This window comes from Mucilaginibacter sp. PAMC 26640, from assembly GCA_001596135.1.
Lineage (GTDB): Bacteria > Bacteroidota > Bacteroidia > Sphingobacteriales > Sphingobacteriaceae > Mucilaginibacter.
On record CP014773.1, the window covers coordinates 5273343 to 5290203 of the forward strand.

13 protein-coding genes are annotated in these 16861 nt (G+C 44.3%); all 13 read right to left on the bottom strand.

The genetic code is table 11. The features are described from left to right. Positions 1–33: 33 nt before the first annotated feature. Positions 34–1218 (bottom strand): hypothetical protein, encoded by a 1185-nt coding sequence (locus A0256_22855; GenBank protein ID AMR34083.1) that lies wholly within the window; start codon positions 1216–1218, stop codon positions 34–36. Next, positions 1208–2062, bottom strand: a complete 855-nt coding sequence (locus A0256_22860; protein ID AMR34084.1) for a hypothetical protein — start codon at positions 2060–2062, stop codon at positions 1208–1210. Before A0256_22860 ends, A0256_22855 begins: the two co-directional genes overlap by 11 nt. A gap of 3 nt (positions 2063–2065) precedes the next feature. Then, a complete protein-coding gene (locus tag A0256_22865) occupies positions 2066–3049 on the bottom strand; it encodes a hypothetical protein (protein AMR34085.1) in 984 nt (327 codons plus the stop codon). Positions 3050–3075: 26 nt separating this feature from the next. Next, positions 3076–3690, bottom strand: coding sequence for a hypothetical protein (locus tag A0256_22870; protein ID AMR34086.1), 615 nt, complete (start codon positions 3688–3690; stop codon positions 3076–3078). Further along, on the bottom strand, positions 3677–4612 hold the full coding sequence (locus tag A0256_22875) for a hypothetical protein (protein AMR34087.1): 936 nt from the start codon (positions 4610–4612) through the stop codon (positions 3677–3679). Before A0256_22875 ends, A0256_22870 begins: the two co-directional genes overlap by 14 nt. Positions 4613–4655: 43 nt before the next feature. Continuing rightward, a complete protein-coding gene (locus tag A0256_22880; protein AMR34088.1) occupies positions 4656–5960 on the bottom strand; it encodes an ABC transporter ATP-binding protein in 1305 nt (434 codons plus the stop codon). 20 nt (positions 5961–5980) lie between these two features. Beyond that, positions 5981–6853 carry an ABC transporter permease gene (locus A0256_22885; GenBank protein ID AMR34089.1) on the bottom strand — a complete coding sequence of 291 codons (873 nt, stop codon included), beginning with the start codon at positions 6851–6853 and terminating at the stop codon, positions 5981–5983. A gap of 48 nt (positions 6854–6901) precedes the next feature. After that, positions 6902–9373, bottom strand: a complete 2472-nt coding sequence (locus tag A0256_22890) for a hypothetical protein (GenBank protein ID AMR34090.1) — start codon at positions 9371–9373, stop codon at positions 6902–6904. A gap of 15 nt (positions 9374–9388) precedes the next feature. Then, positions 9389–10168, bottom strand: a complete 780-nt coding sequence (locus A0256_22895) for a hypothetical protein (protein ID AMR34091.1) — start codon at positions 10166–10168, stop codon at positions 9389–9391. Positions 10169–10374: 206 nt separating this feature from the next. Next, on the bottom strand, positions 10375–11382 hold the full coding sequence (locus A0256_22900) for a hypothetical protein (protein AMR34092.1): 1008 nt from the start codon (positions 11380–11382) through the stop codon (positions 10375–10377). 114 nt (positions 11383–11496) lie between these two features. Further along, positions 11497–12750, bottom strand: a complete 1254-nt coding sequence (locus tag A0256_22905) for a nucleotide pyrophosphatase (GenBank protein ID AMR34093.1) — start codon at positions 12748–12750, stop codon at positions 11497–11499. A 414-nt stretch (positions 12751–13164) separates the two neighbouring features. Further along, positions 13165–13908 (bottom strand): hypothetical protein, encoded by a 744-nt coding sequence (locus A0256_22910; protein AMR34094.1) that lies wholly within the window; start codon positions 13906–13908, stop codon positions 13165–13167. A gap of 38 nt (positions 13909–13946) precedes the next feature. Next, positions 13947–16793 carry a hypothetical protein gene (locus A0256_22915; GenBank protein ID AMR34095.1) on the bottom strand — a complete coding sequence of 949 codons (2847 nt, stop codon included), beginning with the start codon at positions 16791–16793 and terminating at the stop codon, positions 13947–13949. Between the last annotated feature and the right edge of the window lie 68 nt (positions 16794–16861).

Here is a 16861-nt window from a genome sequence, read left to right on the forward strand (position 1 = left end):
GGTTGTAAGCAATGGTTTTAATGTTTTGTTAAATCAATTAAATTCGGGCAAAGCGTTCATTGCCGCTTGCCAAATTGAACGCATAGGGTTGGCACCTACCTGCTGCTGCACCAGTTTTTGGGCGTTTTGCAATATTGTGGCAATCAGCTGCGGGTTGTGCAGCGCCGTAAAAGCCCCGCGAATATCATCTTCTTTATCCGATGGGACAGTTATCGCCGCTTTGTTACGCTCAAGATACGTAATCATAGCGGAATATGCAGGGCCGACAGCTAAAATAGGTACGCCGCTGGCCAAATACTCGCTCATTTTAGTGGCGATATTAAACTGTGACATATTCCGCATGTTTTGCTGAAAACTGACCGGTAATAATACCGCATCATAGCTTTGCATCATGGCAAGCACCTGGCTTGGCGGCAAGCTGCCTTTAAAATGAATATTATCGGTAACCAGCTCTGCTGGCAACCTATCTATGCCGGTATATATATCCAGCTGCGTAGCAGTGCCGTTCAGTGCACGCGCAAATGCGCTTAGCGCATCTATTTGCCACGCTGCAACAGCGCCAAAATATCCGATGCGCAAAACACCGGCATTTTTCTTCACACCGGTAACTTTGGCATCTGCCATTGCCGAAGAGCCAAAGAGAACGGTGGATGCAATACCGAAGCGGTCTTTGTAAAACTGCTGCATAGCAGGGCTGATTACAAATACCTGCCGGGCATTTGCCAAATGCTTCGCAAAAGTGAGTTCCATACCCGGCGGGTACTGCCATTCTGTGCCGTTATAACCTGCCAGGTGGTCATCCATCATCCAGGTAACATAGCTTACCTTCCTCAGCTTCATCAGTGCTTCCAGCGTCAAAATAGCATTCGCCCCCTGCGGGCATACCAAACAGGTTAGCTCCTGCCTCCCCTCAAACAACTTACTGATTTTTTTTGCAGCAGCACCGGCCTGCATCTTCATCAGCAGCAGCGTTTTGCCAAGCCTTGCCGATAAGGATCTGCCTATTACTTTCCTTACCAAATCAGTTTCCCAAAATGCTAACAGATCAGTGCTTCGGGCTAAAAAATCCCCTTTAGCTGGCAGATCTGCCGCAAAGCGGTTAACGTGGATAAAATGACTTATACTGTTGAGGTCTTCTCCAAGAATCCGTTGCAAGGTTAAGCCTCCGCCGTGTTTATCCGATACCGACATTTCTGACAGGTAAAAATCAAACTTCATCAGCCGGTCCTTTCCTTATCAGGTTACCCATATTAATGTAGTCTTTCCAAAAAGCAGGATGCTTTGCCCAGGCGTGGCAACCTAAGGGCAACTTGCCGCCGTTTAATTGGAGACTTTCGGGCAAATTATATTCAAAGCTAAATTTCAGCGCACTCATCCCGCCGGCAACCGTAAATGAAGGCACCAGCTGTGGAATGACTTCCGACCACACCAAATCTTCGTTCAGGTGGAATTTGGCAAAACTGAAAGCAAAACGACCGGTTACAAAAACCTCATATTTGCCCTTTGTTAATTTATTAACCGATCTTCTTAAACGGGATGACTGGCCCAACGTAAATTTATACAGCAGCCATCCTAATTTATACTTTGATAAGGACCGAAGCGCATTGATGCACGCATGGATATTGCGCACCGAAAACCCGGAATTGCAGCCATTTGTAAAAGGCGCCCCAGGTTTGGCGGCCCAGTAGCCCTCAAAAAAAGGGGCGCCAATATAATCGAACTTATAGGCATTCGCCTGCTCAAAATCATCATCAAAAATATAAGCATCAAGCTCGTAGGTAAGCATATAAGCATACTTTACAAACAGCTGGTAAAAATTGATGCTGAGCTTCATTTTGTTATAATTCTCGATAGAGGATAACCATTCACCTGGAACAGGCTTAAGCAACAAACCAGGATAGATGCTGGTATAAGCGCTTACATCCATCCCTTCCGGATATAGCAGATAACAATCGTACGCGGTTAAATGTGCCTTGCAGGCCAGTAAAGATAGTTCTTCTGCTGCCGCAATAACCGGTTGGTGTACCGGGATAATCACACACATTTTATTGGTTATAGGCATAGGTTAGCCTAGTATCCTTTCCATTATTTTACCGAGCCGGTTCCTTACCTTTTCTTTCAAGGGCCGCGCGGCAAAGTCTTTTATCTGCTGCTGCAGGCGCTGTTGCTGGTACCAGGCAGGGGCGTTCATCACTATGTCTGCACCGGCTGTTTTTAAAGCGGCATGATAAGCATCAACAACAGCGGCAATATCCGGCCTGTTATCCCTGTTAAACCGGGTGTTGTATTTGCAAAGCACCGATGGCACCGCATATTGGTAACTGCTAAAATGAAAAAATACCAGTGGGTACTGCTCATTAACCAGCCAGCCCTTGCCTGGGTTTACAAGCGTGCGCTCGTGCCAGTTCCAATTGGCTACATTGTATCCGTAATGTTTAAGTATCAAATAATTCGTAAACATCACGGGGATATAGTTGGCCCAAATCTGGTCGTAAAACATGCCGTTATCCCAATCGGAGTACCCGTAAACCAATAAGCGCTGGCCCCACCATATTAAAAACTTATGCAGTTCCTCACCTTCTGCGAGCCCTAAAAAACCAAGGTTGAAAATCCCGGTACGCAGTGTATACAAGTCGCTTGGCTTTTTACCATCGTCAACCGGGTTCATCAGGTGCGGGGTTAACACAAACGTGTGTTTATTTAGCGCTTCCCAGCAATCTGTCAACGGTGCATAAATGCAAATATCAGGGTCCAGGTAAACCACCTGTTGATATTGCTTAAAAAAGTATTGGAAAACAAAGGGCTTTACTGTTGTACAAAGCTCGGCTATGCTGAAGCGTTTGCTTAGCCCGGTTATATCCAGCTGTACTATATCATCGATAAAAAGAATGTTTTCTTTACAAAAATCTTCGTAGCGGATATCAGGATCTTTCCGATCAACCAAAACAATAAAAAAGGAGATGCCCGGATGATGTTTTGTAAAACTCTCCGTTAACACCTTTGCGGCGGCCAGGTAATTATTAGCACAAATAGTGTAGGCTGCCTTCATTCAAATAGCTGGTTTGATGTTATGCTTCACGCCTCTATGATCTTTATTATTTTAGCCGGCACACCTGCCACAACCGCATTGGCAGGCACATTCCTGGTTACTACGGCATTGGCACCAATTACTGCGTTTTTACCAATATGCACATTTGGCATGATACAGGCACCCTCGCCTATCCAAACATTATCTTCAATGGTTACGGGGCCCTTGGAAATCAGTTCCCGTTTTAAAGGTGGCAATGCAATGGATGCGGCTGTGGTATCCCCGTGCGAATGATCGCTGATGTAAATGCGGCTCCCCATTAAAACATGGCTGCCTATGGTAACCTTGTTGATACAGCCTATGTGCACATCTGTACCCATGCTTACATAGTCGCCGATAACAATTTCCGGGGTAAAAACCTGTTTTTCGTAGCTGTCCCAGGCTTCCAGCCGCAAATTATAAAGGGCCGAAAAATGATTACCTATAGATATATATTTTGGATTTCTTACAATGGCCTGGTTAGGCAGGGTTGATTCTTTGCCCCTGAATTTAAGATCGCCATACAGGCTTTTTTGGTCAGCATCGTCCTTACGCCCGGTATAAGAACCAGACTGTAAAATTTTGTAGAATAATTGGCCGATTAAATTATTAAACACTGACATTTTTAAATAACTGTTTCTTGATCAATACCGGGAATATTTTAAGCCAAAACGATTTATAATTCCAAAACACGGGCACCATTACTTTAAAGGGTTTCTCCTTATTGAAACCTTTTCCCGGCTTATTAATAAACATCGGGAAAAACGAATGCAATAGGTTAGAATTGATTACCCGCTTTATTCGCTTATCTACAAGTCCCCGGCTTATCAATTTGTCCATTATGTTATTAAAGTTTTTAGAAAACACCGTTAACAACTGGTAGCCCCCGGTATTATCGGCCCTGCAGGCCAGCACTTTATCATTCACAACGGCACTGGGTTTCCCCTTAAACAATGCAGGTAATGTCCAGCTGAGTTGTACCAGGCAGGTATCAAAAAATTCCGGGATAAAATCCAGATCTGCGTAAAGCGATTTATTAATAATGTTGCCGGTTATAAAAGTGGCCCAATAGCTTATACGGGCCATATACGCCATCGGTTCTGTATAACTATCATAACTAATGCCGGCTGGCAACGGCGGGTTCAGATCAAAAGTATCACTGTACCAAAGCGTATTAAGATGTACAGCACCCCATTCGTTTTTAGCCAGCAGGTCAACAATGAATTTTAAATATCCCGGCAGCAAAAAGTCATCATCAGAAAAAATCCACACATATTTGCCGGTGGCATTGGTAAAGCAGGATGCAATGTTTCTGTCCGGCCCAAGATTTTGCTGGTTTTTGTGGTATTTAATGAGATAGCCCGACTTGATGTGCTGCTCAACCACCTGCATCGTATGATCAGTAGAGTGGTTGTCAGATACGATCAGCTCGATGCGCGATCTTAAATCCGTACTAAGCTGGGACAATAGCGCGTTAAGGCACTGATCTAAAAGCAGCGCCCTGTTGTAAGTGGGTATAGCTATAGTAAGTAACGGATGCATCATCTAATTGTCGCTTAATAATTTACAGGCTACACCTTACTGCCGTTTAAACAGGCTCGGTAGCCCATGCCAATTTAGGGCGCACAACGCCCCACCAGTCACCGGTATATTCTTTACGCATATCGCCGGTTTCTATTACCGAGAACGACAACACATTTTCGGCAACCGCCATATCGGCCATATCCCCGGGCACCAGGAATGCGTTGATCTTATAGTTTTTATCGTTCAGATAATTACCCGGAATAATACACGTTGCTTTGTATCTGCCTTTTTGCAGCGGCTTATTTGCCAACGGATCCGGTGCTACACTGGCCGATGGACCGTTGAAGGTTGCAAAAATGCAGGTGTCAAGCATATCCAGCAAGTGTATGCTGGGTTGTATCACCGTGCCATTCTCGTAAACATCGTATTCTATCTCAATAATAATATCTTCGGTTATCGCGAAATCAGCGGTGATGCCTTTGCTTCGCGATAACAGTCTTAATGCAAAGAAACCTGCCCGGGTAGATGACTGCTTTAAAATAATATCATCAAAGTTCGCCTGCCCATCGCTATTTTCACCCGTGCGGATGTATCTATCAATAACGGTATGGGTAAAATCCATGGTTTGCATCTGTCCATGCTTAAGCAAAATGGATTTTGTACACAAATTGTTTATTGCTGCCATATTATGGCTTACAAACAGTACCGTTCGCCCTTCGCCTTTACTTACCTCGCCCATTTTGCCAAGGCATTTCTTCTGAAACTCGGCATCGCCAACGGCAAGCACCTCGTCTACAATCATTATCTCGCTCTCCAGGTGGGCAGCTACCGCAAAGGCCAGCCTTACGTACATACCGCTGGAATAGCGCTTTACCGGTGTATCAATATATCGTTCAACCCCGGCAAAATCTACTATAGCATCAAATTGTCTTTTTATTTCATGCTTGCGCATGCCGAGTATGGCACCATTCAGGAATATATTTTCCCGACCGGAAAGCTCCGGATGAAAACCCGTACCTACCTCCAGTAAACTCGCCACCCGACCCATAATTTTCACCGAACCCCGGGTGGGTACCGTTACCCGGCTCAATACTTTCAGCAGCGTACTTTTACCTGCACCATTGCGGCCTATTACCCCAACGGCATCGCCTTTTTTAATATCAAAGCTGATATCCTTTAAGCTCCAAACAATATCACTTGTACCGGCTGTGGCCCGGTCGTTAGTTTCACCTATTTTCAAAAAAGGATCTTCCTTACCTCTTAGCAGGGCCCATTTACGTTCAATATCGCGGCTGAGTGTACCTGTACCAAAATCGCCTAATTGGTACGCTTTTGATAAATTTTCAACTTTTATGGCAATGTCACCCATGCTGTAATATACACATTATATCATACAGTATCAACAAAGTCTTTTTCTACCCTGTTAAATACCACTAAACCTAAAAAGAATAAAACAAGGCTAACTGCAACGCTGTAAAAAAACACCGCCGGGTAAAACTGTCCGCCGCCTGTGAAGCCATATCTCAGGGTTTCTATCAAACCACTCATCGGGTTAAATGCCACAAATTCATGGTGTTTTTTATAAGCTTCGGATAGTGGATAGATGATAGGTGTAGCATACATCATCAGTTGCATACCAAAGGTTACCACAAAAGTTAAATCGCGGTATTTGGTTGTCATGGCAGTAACCATAAGGCCAAGGCCGAGGCCCTGAATGGCCATTAAAACCATAATAAAAGGAAACAGCAATGCGTACCAGTTTGGATTTACCGGATCGCCGCCGCTGTAGTGATATTTGATGATGTAGTAAGTAAAGTAGCATAGAAACAGTACAAATTGCACCGCAAACTTTACCAGGTTGGAGAAAACAATACTTAGTGGCATGATAAGCCTTGGGAAATACACCTTACCGAAAATCCCTGCATTATCCCTGAAAACCGTTGACGTTTTTGTAAGGCAATCTGAAAAGTAGTTCCAGGCAATGGTTCCCGACATATAAAATAAAGGAGCCGGAACGTTGCCCGTAGGTATTTTAGCCAGGTTACCAAATACAAAGGTAAAAACCAGGGTTGTAAATATTGGCTGGATAAAAAACCACAGCGGCCCCAGCACCGTTTGCTTATAAAATGATACAAAATCACGCCGCACCAAAAGCCAGAGCAGGTCGCGATAGTTCCAAACATCTTTCAGGTGAAGGTTAAAAACGGTATCATGAGGCTTAATTTCTAAATCCCATTGCTGATCTGACGTATCTAACTCCATTATTATTTATTTTGATTTGTGCCTGAACAAGCGTTCAGCAATTGTAACTTAATTATTTGTACGTTTCTTTTTTGTTTTTTGATTCGATTTTTTGGAGAGCTTGTTGAATAACCCTCTTAAACCCTGCTTACTAGTATCGGCTTCCTGCGTATAACCGTAACTGTAACCGTTACCATAACCGTAGCCATACCCATAACCGTAGCCATAGCCGTAACCATACCCCTGGCCATAGCTGCCAAGAACACCCCTTAATTTCAATCCGTTAAAAATGATATTTAAGTTGGTCAACTCGTTGTTGGAGTAAATGTGATCAATCAGGTTCAAATAATACTTAGGCGTATATTTATGGCGTACCATGTACAAGCTGGCATCAACGTACTTGTTTAAGATTTTGGCATCAGTTACCAGGCCAATTGGCGGCGAATCTATCAGGATATAATCAAATTCATCTTTTAACCTGGCCATAAGCAGATCAAGGCGGCCGTTCAGCATAAGTTCCGTTGGGTTTGGCGGAATGGTACCAGCGGGCAATATCACTAATCCCGGCAATTCCTTATCTACCATAGACAAGTTTATTTCTTCATAAGTTGCCAGGCCCGCCATATAATTACTTATACCAGGCTCCTGCGCAATCTCCAACATCTTACTGATCTTCGGCTTACGTAAATCGAACTCTAAAACTGCAACTTTTTTGCCTGTCAATGCTAAACTTACTGCCAGGTTTATGGCCGTGAAGCTTTTACCTTCGCCGGATATAGAAGAGGTTACCAGGATGGTTTTTTTATCTCCCTGGATGCCGATAAAACTTAGTGAAGTACGCAAGGCCCTAAATTGTTCTGCAACAACTGTTCGGCTGCCATCCTTAATAACCAGCGTTTCTCCGCTGTCGTCATGCAAAAGCTCTGCAAGTACGGTAGCATCGGTTTTACGCTCAATTTCCGATCGGAAAAGCACTTCCTGGTTATATTGCTCCCTTACCAGCACAAACAATATCCCGATAATGATCCCTACTGATAACCCAACCAGATATATATTAAGCGGAATAGGCTTAACCGGAGTACTTTTTACCTCTGCAAAATTAATGATACGGCTATCGGCAACCGCAGCCGCGCGGGAGAGTTGAACTTCTTCGCGTTTGGTAAGCAATAAGGTGTAGATGTTATTTTTAATGGCTTGCTGCCGGCTGATCTCTAAAAACTTACGTTCCTTTTGCGGCACAGTTCTTAGCTGCGAAGAATTGCTGCTGCCTTCGGCCCTTAAAGTTTTTTGTGTGGTAATTAAGTTTTGGCGCAGCGCGTTTAAGTTTTCGAGTAATCCGGGTTTTATCTGGTTGATGCGTTCCTGCACTGCAGCAACCGGCGGCGAGTTCTCGCCTGCTGTTTGCTTAAGATTTGTTAACTCTAACTCCGCGGTATACAGCCTGTCCAGCAATTGCAGCAATATAGGATCTGTAATGCCAAGCGTAGAAGGTACTGTGCCAACATTGGTGCCTTTACGAACGATGTATTTTTCTATTTGGTTCAGTACATCCATCTGGAGCTGGATGCCGGCAAGTTTATCTAGATTGTTCTGAGCGTTTTCCATGTAAACCCTGCCTTCTGCAGAAAGGTCAACAATGCCATTGCTGGTACGGTAATCCTGCATCTCTGTTTCAACACCCGAGAGCTCCTTGCTCACATTAACCAGGCGTTCGTTAATAAAGGCAAGCGTATTTTCCGCAGTTTGGTTTTTTTCGGTGATGCCAGACTGATTGTAAACCCTAACCAGGTTATTTACAAGATCCTCTGCCCTCGCCGGTGCCTGGTCCATAAAGCGCAATGCGATCAGGGAAGATTGCCGCCCCCCAGGTGCTACCGATAAGCTACTCCCGGCATACCCGGCAGCAGTATTCAGCGTGCGGATCTGTAAAAAATACTCTCCCTTAAATGCCTCGTTGGGCACATTCGCATTTTGTGGTGTTGGATTAATAATAAAATCGCCATAGGGTGTATGAACCGGCCGGCCAAGTGGATACTTTACACCAGAAATAATCACTATTTTCTTGGTGGGAACAAACTCAAAGGATATGGGTAAATTTGGAGAATTTTTTAAGTCTGCTGAATTTAAAGCAATGAATTTAACAGGCCCCGGATAGATAAGCACGTCTCTCAGCGCGCCTTTGTGGTATAAAATGGTATACAAACCCATTTCCTTTACTACCTGCTGCATCAGCACCCGCGATTTCAATACTTCGATCTCATTATCCACCGTTTTTTGAGACCCCGAAATACCCAATGCTTCTAAAACGGTTCCGTCGGCACCACCACCTTTCTGATCTTTCAGCAAAATAGTGCCCGCCGCCTCATATATCGGCGTTTGATATTTGATGTAAAAGTTGCTTACCAACAATGAAACCACAATTGTTAGTACAAATATTGGCCAAAAAGGCAAATACCTGAAAGCTATATTGCCTAAAGCATTTTTTTGAGAGGCACCCTCAAAAGGATTGGTGACATTGGTAGACGGGGCATTGCTTTTCATTAACCGAAAAAGTAATTAATTCTTGATAAATTGGACATAGATCACCAACAGCAGAGAGATGGCACTAAATGCATAAGGGATGAGCTGCGTGCTTCTATCTGAAGCTGCGGCCCTTGCATTATTTGGTTCAATGTAAATAATATCCTGGTTTTGAAGATTATAAATATCCTTATCAAACAGCTCGCTGTTATTGAGGTTAAACCGCTTCCAGGTGCGTTTGCCATCTACTTCTCTTATTAAAAGCACGTTGTTACGCTTACCATAAACGGTAAGGTCCCCGGCATTTCCTATTGCTTCGGGCAAAGTTATCCGCTCGTTGGCTACCTGAATTACGCCCGGCCGGTTAACCTCCCCCAGTACGGTTACTTTAAAGTTCAGGATCCGCACGTTAACGATAGGGTTTTTTGCTATTTGTTTATCTAACAGCACTTTGGTGATGGCATCAGACAATTGAATTTTTGTTAAACCAACTGCCTTGACAGCGCCGATCAGTGGAATTTTGATGTCACCAGACTGATCAACCAAATAACCGCTTACGCCATTGCCGCCCGAACTTACAGCTGTATTTGCATTCAGTATCCCGGTAGTTAAATTATCTGGCGTAGATATATTGATCTGCAGGATATCTGCTACCGCTATTTTTGTCTCCAGCCGCTGAACATCAATTACTGCCGTACTATCGTGTTGAATATTATTAAAGTAAGCTAGTTTGCGGGAAGATATGCAGGAATTTAATGAGGATAACGCCACCACGGCAAGTAAAATGGCAAAAAAAGCAGACGTAGTTTTTTTCATAAATTTAACAGCAAAGCAGCTATTTTATACTTTTTTAATCAATGGGGATTTTACAAACTTAAATATTATACCGCAATATAATTTTACTATTTCCACCTAAGATACTTATTTGATAAATATATTAAAACAAATCAACTTATTGATGGTATAAATCAAATTTTCGGATGACTACTCGTTGTTACAACCAAGCGTTTCCTAACAGGTAATTACCGCAAAACTTTACGCTTTATCCTATTTTTAAACAGCTTGAGCCTACGGATAGCGTAGTGAGATTTTGATAAGATATAGTTAGCTATATACTCTAAAATGTTTTGAGCAGTTACATGCTGCGGTATCAGCGCTTTGGTTAAATAACCCTGAAAATGTAAGGTATAGAATTTTGCGTGCTTCTGCTCATTAAACGGGCCTGCTACCCTGCCGTATAAACTACCACCGCGGCGATGCAATTTTTTAATTTTTGTATCGGCCGTGCAAATGAACTGATGTTTCCAGCCGTTGTAAGCTACATTTACATTAAAATCTACACTGATGCCCTCATCCTCCAAAGAAAGTAAATTCAGCGCATTGGGCTTTGTTTCAGTACGGAAAACATCCAGCAATATCATATCAGAAACGTTGCGATTATCAAGAAACTTGCCGGCCACTGTATCTTTCAATATAATATCAAAAACTTTTTTATCCTTATAAACGCCGGTAACGAAATTGCAAAAATCATTGATTAACCTGGTATTCCAGAAAGAGGTATGGCCGGATGTTACGCTTTCGCCGTCGCGCTCAAAAAACATCACGGTACCATCATACCTGCCTTTGATATATTTTTGATACAGCGGTTTAAGATCCTCCATGATCAGTACATCGCAATCGGCATGTACAAATTGGCCGAAACCCAAATCCGCCGCCAAATCTTTCATAATGAACCATCTGTCGAAACAGGCCTTCTCGAAAAAGTAGGGATTGGTGGAATGGTGCTGGTAAAAATGATCGAATTCCCGTTCGCCATTAATAAAAGGCGCAACATCAATGCAGTTATAGGCGGTGTAAAGCTGGAAGTTAGTGTCTGTCAGGATAAATACATTCTCTTTTCCGTTGGACAAAGCTGCCTGTTTTAAAACCTGATCAAAAAACAAATTAGTTTTACTGCCGAGCTGCAAAAAGAAAATGGGTAGTTCCGGCTGATTGGATTTAACAATCTGCCGTTCACTTGGTATCGCCATGCAATAAGTTTTGCCAGCAAAAATAAGATTTAACCGTGTTTATACAAGCAGGCAAATATGATAACCCCGCAATGAAGCAGCCCAGGTTTAAATGGGAACCAACAACACCAGCTTTTATTTTGCAGGCTCCGCCACGATCCATTTATTTACGGTGTTATATTGGCCTTCAACGGCTATTTTATAATAGGCGGATGGCAGATCTTTTACCGAAATAAGGGCATGCTCTTTGGCTGCCGGAAAAGTACCTAAAAGCCGATAATCATCAGGCTGGCCTTCTTTCACATTATTGGTTGCCGACACCCAGATTTTGAGGTTCTCGGGCTTGCCCATTGCTTTCCAGCTTACATCGATAGCACCTTGTACCAGGTTTACTTTTAGCTCGCTTACAGATACAGGGCCGGCCAGCGGGGTGCCATCTATTTCACGCGCAAATTTAGCCGGGATATTGATGTTCATAAAACGGGCTATGGCAGGCATGATATCTACTATACCGGGATAATAATATTTGCTGTAATTGTTTAAGCCTTTAGCGTTGGTAACCATCCAGGTTGATCGTTGCCTGGTACTTTGGCCACCGTGGTTGCGGCCATTGTCTTCGCTCCTGCCATGATCTGTTGTGATAAAGATCAGCCACTCCTCGTTAAAATTCTTTTCGCGGTATTGAATGGCCTGCCATATTTTCCCTACCTGCGTATCCATCATTTCTATAGCCTTGTAATATTCGGGGCTATCGCCATGCCGGTGTCCCATATCATCCGTATATTCCAAATAAACCCATGAAAGATCCGGCGCCTTGGTTTTAACGCAATTAACGGCTTCGGCAACCACCTGCTCGTCAATGCGATGCATATAGGCCGACTGCTTATCGTGCTTAAAGTTCATCGTATCCAACTCATACCCATCAGCATGGTAGTCAACATGCAGGTTGCCGGTTTCGGCCATGCCATCGCCAACCAGTTTGGTGCGGTTATCCAGCCAGCTGGAAAAAACAGCTATTTTTTTGTTGGGGTACTGATCTTTAAACAGCCTGAAGATGGTTGGGTAGTGATAATTGGGTGCCTTGATATCGTTATCCCAAACGTTATGCTTATTTACCCAGGTACCGGTTAGCAAACTATTGTAACCCACGGCGGAGATGGTAGGTGTTTGGCTGTATGTGCCTTTATCACCGCCTACATGTGCACGTAAATACGCACCTTGTTTAGCAATGAGGTTAAGGTTTGGGGTGGCAAGTTTCTCTATCACATCTGCAGGGATGCCATCTGCGATAATAAAAAGCGACTTTTTTACTTTGGACTGTGCAGAAACAATTGTTGAAGCCAGCACAAAGACCAAAATCAGCTTGCTTATTTTTATAACCTGTTGCATATACAAATATATTTGCCGCGAAGCTATGATGCAAAAGGAACAATGGTGTAAAGGCGGTGTTAATTTATTGTGATCAATAGCAGCGTATTACCGGGCCTAAGATTCCGTTTATGATAGCTGAAATCAAAGTGTAAACCTATAACAGGATCAACCATCAAAAGTGTCAACTTTATCCAGGACGATCCAGCCTAAAAGTTCGCTCCGGGGCTGTTCCAAAAACCTGTTCCATCTATTTTTTCTGCAACATTTACTTTTTTACTTACTTATTTATAATGAGCAACTTACAGTGTTTATCTCAATAACAGGGATGTTCCAATCTGTTCCATAATTTTTATCTAACTACCTGTAAATCAATATAAAGCAACAATAAGGTGTTCCACATTTACAAAGTGGAACACCCGGCAAAACCAGCGATCAATTGGTTACGTTTAACCTGATCGTATCCGCCTGCATGGCTGTAAAAATACCATACCCATTGGTGATATTGCCCGGCGGGTTGTTCAATTGCTGCGAGCTGGTGTTGGTATTGGTGGTAAGTATGTCGATATACTCCTTATTTACGGTGTACAAAATGGCACTGTAGGGCCCGGCGTATCTAAAGCGGCGATAGGTTACATCGTAAAACTTGGCCTGCTTGGTATCGATAGAAAAGTTTGTGGGGATGTTCCCGGTTGCCGAAGTATAAGTTTGCGATACATCGCTTCTAAAAACCAGCATGTTGTACAAAGAGTCGGGATTGTTCCAGGTAAACCGCACCGCTGTTGAATCAAATTCGGCCGCTGTTACGCCCACCTTTATCGCAAATTTATTCTTAGATGCGGCATAACCCGTAGCAGCAACCGGCATAAGGGTTGAAGCGGTAACGTTGGCGCCGTTATAGGTAAACTGCAACGTATAGGTTTTGCCGGTTTGCAAAAAAGTGGAGTCGGTATAGGTGTAAACACCGGCAGTGCGCTCGGCCAGCTTGATGGTTTGGCTGCCATCAGATACCTGCACTGCCATCCCGGTAATGCGTGCACCAAAAGTAACCGTGTCGCTAAAGCCTTTCTGCTGGTACAGGTTCACTCTTATGGGGTGCCCCATCACCAGGTAACTGATGATCACGGGTTGGGATCCGACATCTGTTGTTGCCTCTTTTTTACAGGCAGAAAGCACCATTACCGATAACAGGAGAATATATATTGTACGCATTTTAATTATTTTAATTTGAGGCTAAGGGTTACATTTGGTGTAAAGCCGAGGTATTTAACGGTAGTGGTTATGACCTGGTTACCCCGGATGTAGTACTCATTATACCAGGTGTTGCGGTGATTGTAAACGTTGAAAAGCGAAAAGCTGATGCTGCCGATTTTGGTGGCATCGGTTTTTAATAAATCATAGGTGGCCGACAGATCCAGGCGGTGATAAGCTGGCAAGCGTTCGCCGTTTTTGGTACTTACCGACAGGTAGCTGATCTTATTACCATCGAGCGAGTTGATATTGTATACTGCCGCAGGCGCGGTATACGGATGCCCTGTGCTGAATATAAAGGTGGCTGCGAAGCTCCAGCGTTGCAGGTGATACATGTTTACCGATTTAAACTCGTGGCGGATATCCTGTGCTGCAGAAAAATAATCGGTGCCGTACACATCAAACTTGTTCTTGGCTTCTGCCAGGGTGTAACTGATCCAGCCGGTATAGATACCGGTCTTTTTCTGCAGCAGGAATTCTATCCCCTTTGCATAGCCCGATCCATTGTAAAAGTTCTCGGTAATTGAGGTAGCCGTAGTGCTGCCACCGCCACCCATTGGCCCGCCGAAGCCGCCGCCACCAAAACCACCCCCGCCGCCACCCTGGCCACCGCCAAGCTGGCGGATAGAATACTCGGTAAGGCCGTTGAGGTTTTTGTAGTATGCTTCCACATCAAACAAGTACTTACCGGTTTCATAACTGGTACCCAAAATAAAATGGTCCGATACACCTACCGGGATATTGCTGCTATTGGCCAGCACCCAAAAATTGCGGTCGCCCCCGCTTACATCTTCACGAATCACCCTGTTGGTGAACTGGTAGAACCTGCCCGTTGCACCCTTCAGATTAATATTGTCGGTAAGGTGATAAATAGCGGAAAGACGGGGCTCGTAATAAAACTTACCGGTAGGAGAAAAGTAAGTGGTACGAAAACCGGGCTGAATATGCCAGCTGCTGTTCGGATCGTATTCTATCTCGGTGTAAGCGCCGGCAGTTGAACCGGAGTTATGCTGATTGATGAGCTGGGTTGTATCGTTTTGGGTATAGGTGTAATCTATCTTCACATTGCTGTTGAAGCCCCCAAAGAGCACCTTCACTTTAGATGCGGCATTCCATTCCCAATCGGATTTTAGCCCGAAATCACGCAATTTATTGTTTTCAAGAATGCCGCTGTTAATGTTCGTGGTTGTAGCAGAATCGGTTATCGTACCGGTTGTTCCGCGGTCCCGGTCGCTAAAAAAGCTGGAGTAGCTTAGCACCGTACTGCCAAATAATTTTTGGCTCGGCGATGTATTCCATTTAACACTGGTACCCAGGTTACCATAATGGGTCTTATCGGCAATGTTCAGCGTTCCGCCCGACGAGGTAAGGAATGAGGGCAGCGTCATTTCGCGGCTATTATCCAGCTTATCGGTACCGTTATAGAGGCTCCAGGTAAAATTATTCTGAGTGCTTGGGGCGTAGGTAAACTTGGTATTGAGGTCATAAAAGTACGATGAAGGCGTTGTTTGATTGTTAAAGCCGCCACCACCGCCGCCGCCGCCAAAGCCGCCACCACCACCCGGGCCACCGCCGCCGCCAGCAGGGGCACCAGTTGCTGCGCTGGTATTAAACTGACCAAAAATTTTGCTATACAAAGGCCCCTGGTACGACCGGCGGAAAGCCACCAGGGCCGATGCTTTTGTACCTATAGGTGTTTCGGCATAAATATTTGTACTGAGTAAACTGATATCACCGCCAATGTTGGCTTCTTTTTTATTGCCATCCTTACCCCGCACCTCGGTAACGCTGGAGAGCCGGCCGCCAAATTTGGAGGAGAAGCCGCCTTTGTATAATTCAACATCGCGCACTGCGTTGGCGTTAAAGGCGCTAAAGAATCCGTACAAGTGATCTACCTGGTAAATAGTAAAACCATCAAAGGTTACCAGGTTCTGATCGGGCGTACCACCCCGCACGTAAATTCCCGAAGATGATTCGTTGGTTGCTGCAACCCCGGGCATGAGCTGGAAGGCGCGCATGATATCTTTTTCGCCAATATTGGGCAGTTTATCCAGCAGTGCCGGGGTTAATTGGATTACGCTTACTTTCTTACTATCCGTGTTCAACACCCCTTTCTTTTTGCCGATAACGGTTACCTGGTTAAGTGTGTTCAATGATGGATAAAGCGAAAAGCTCACATTACCAATTATGCTGGTACTATCCAGCCTAAACACGTCTGGCTGGTAACCGGTAAATGAAACTTCTGCCACAGCAGTATCAGACGGGATGCCCAGGATGGTAAAATTACCGCTGGTGTTGGTAAGGCTGCTCAGATCAGTACCCCTGATCCTGACGTTGGCACCCGGCAACGCCTCCCCCGTCTTCTGATCGGTTACCCTGCCGGATAATGTATACAGAAAATGGGTGGGCAAATGGGCCGGCGGCGCCAGGAACTTGGGCTTAAAGTTACGTGCCGTTTGGTTGAGCTCGTATTGGCGTTTCAACCGGGGAAGATCATCCGGTTGCTGTAAAATGTATATTGTGCCGTCGTTCTCTATCCAAAATTGTAAATGATTTTCGCTGCAGGCAAATTTTATTACCTTACCCAAAGGTTCATCAAAAAAGTGCTCGGTAATATCCATCTGCATCAGCGAATCGCGCTCGTAAACTATCGGGATATCGTAGGCCGCTGAAAGGGTATCCATTAATTGATCCAGCGTGCAGGTGAAAAAATGATCGACCTTTATTTTCTTGAGTTTTTCCCGGGTAGTTTGGCCGTAGGAAACAGCACTTATTAAAACCAGCAATAAGGTGTAACGTAGTTTTTTATCCATCAAATTAGCTTAACAATGCTAATTTGCACTATGAGCAAGGCACTTTCAAATAAATGAGATGAACACCA

Bases quoted from the DNA above. Each gene is read 5' to 3' on its own strand.
- A0256_22855 (AMR34083.1), bottom strand. From the start codon at position 1,218: ATGAAGTTTGATTTTTACCTGTCAGAAATGTCGGTATCGGATAAACAC.
- A0256_22860 (AMR34084.1), bottom strand. From the start codon at position 2,062: ATGCCTATAACCAATAAAATGTGTGTGATTATCCCGGTACACCAACCG.
- A0256_22865 (AMR34085.1), bottom strand. From the start codon at position 3,049: ATGAAGGCAGCCTACACTATTTGTGCTAATAATTACCTGGCCGCCGCA.
- A0256_22870 (AMR34086.1), bottom strand. From the start codon at position 3,690: ATGTCAGTGTTTAATAATTTAATCGGCCAATTATTCTACAAAATTTTA.
- A0256_22875 (AMR34087.1), bottom strand. From the start codon at position 4,612: ATGATGCATCCGTTACTTACTATAGCTATACCCACTTACAACAGGGCG.
- A0256_22880 (AMR34088.1), bottom strand. From the start codon at position 5,960: ATGGGTGACATTGCCATAAAAGTTGAAAATTTATCAAAAGCGTACCAA.
- A0256_22885 (AMR34089.1), bottom strand. From the start codon at position 6,853: ATGGAGTTAGATACGTCAGATCAGCAATGGGATTTAGAAATTAAGCCT.
- A0256_22890 (AMR34090.1), bottom strand. From the start codon at position 9,373: ATGAAAAGCAATGCCCCGTCTACCAATGTCACCAATCCTTTTGAGGGT.
- A0256_22895 (AMR34091.1), bottom strand. From the start codon at position 10,168: ATGAAAAAAACTACGTCTGCTTTTTTTGCCATTTTACTTGCCGTGGTG.
- A0256_22900 (AMR34092.1), bottom strand. From the start codon at position 11,382: ATGGCGATACCAAGTGAACGGCAGATTGTTAAATCCAATCAGCCGGAA.
- A0256_22905 (AMR34093.1), bottom strand. From the start codon at position 12,750: ATGCAACAGGTTATAAAAATAAGCAAGCTGATTTTGGTCTTTGTGCTG.
- A0256_22910 (AMR34094.1), bottom strand. From the start codon at position 13,908: ATGGTGCTTTCTGCCTGTAAAAAAGAGGCAACAACAGATGTCGGATCC.
- A0256_22915 (AMR34095.1), bottom strand. From the start codon at position 16,793: ATGGATAAAAAACTACGTTACACCTTATTGCTGGTTTTAATAAGTGCT.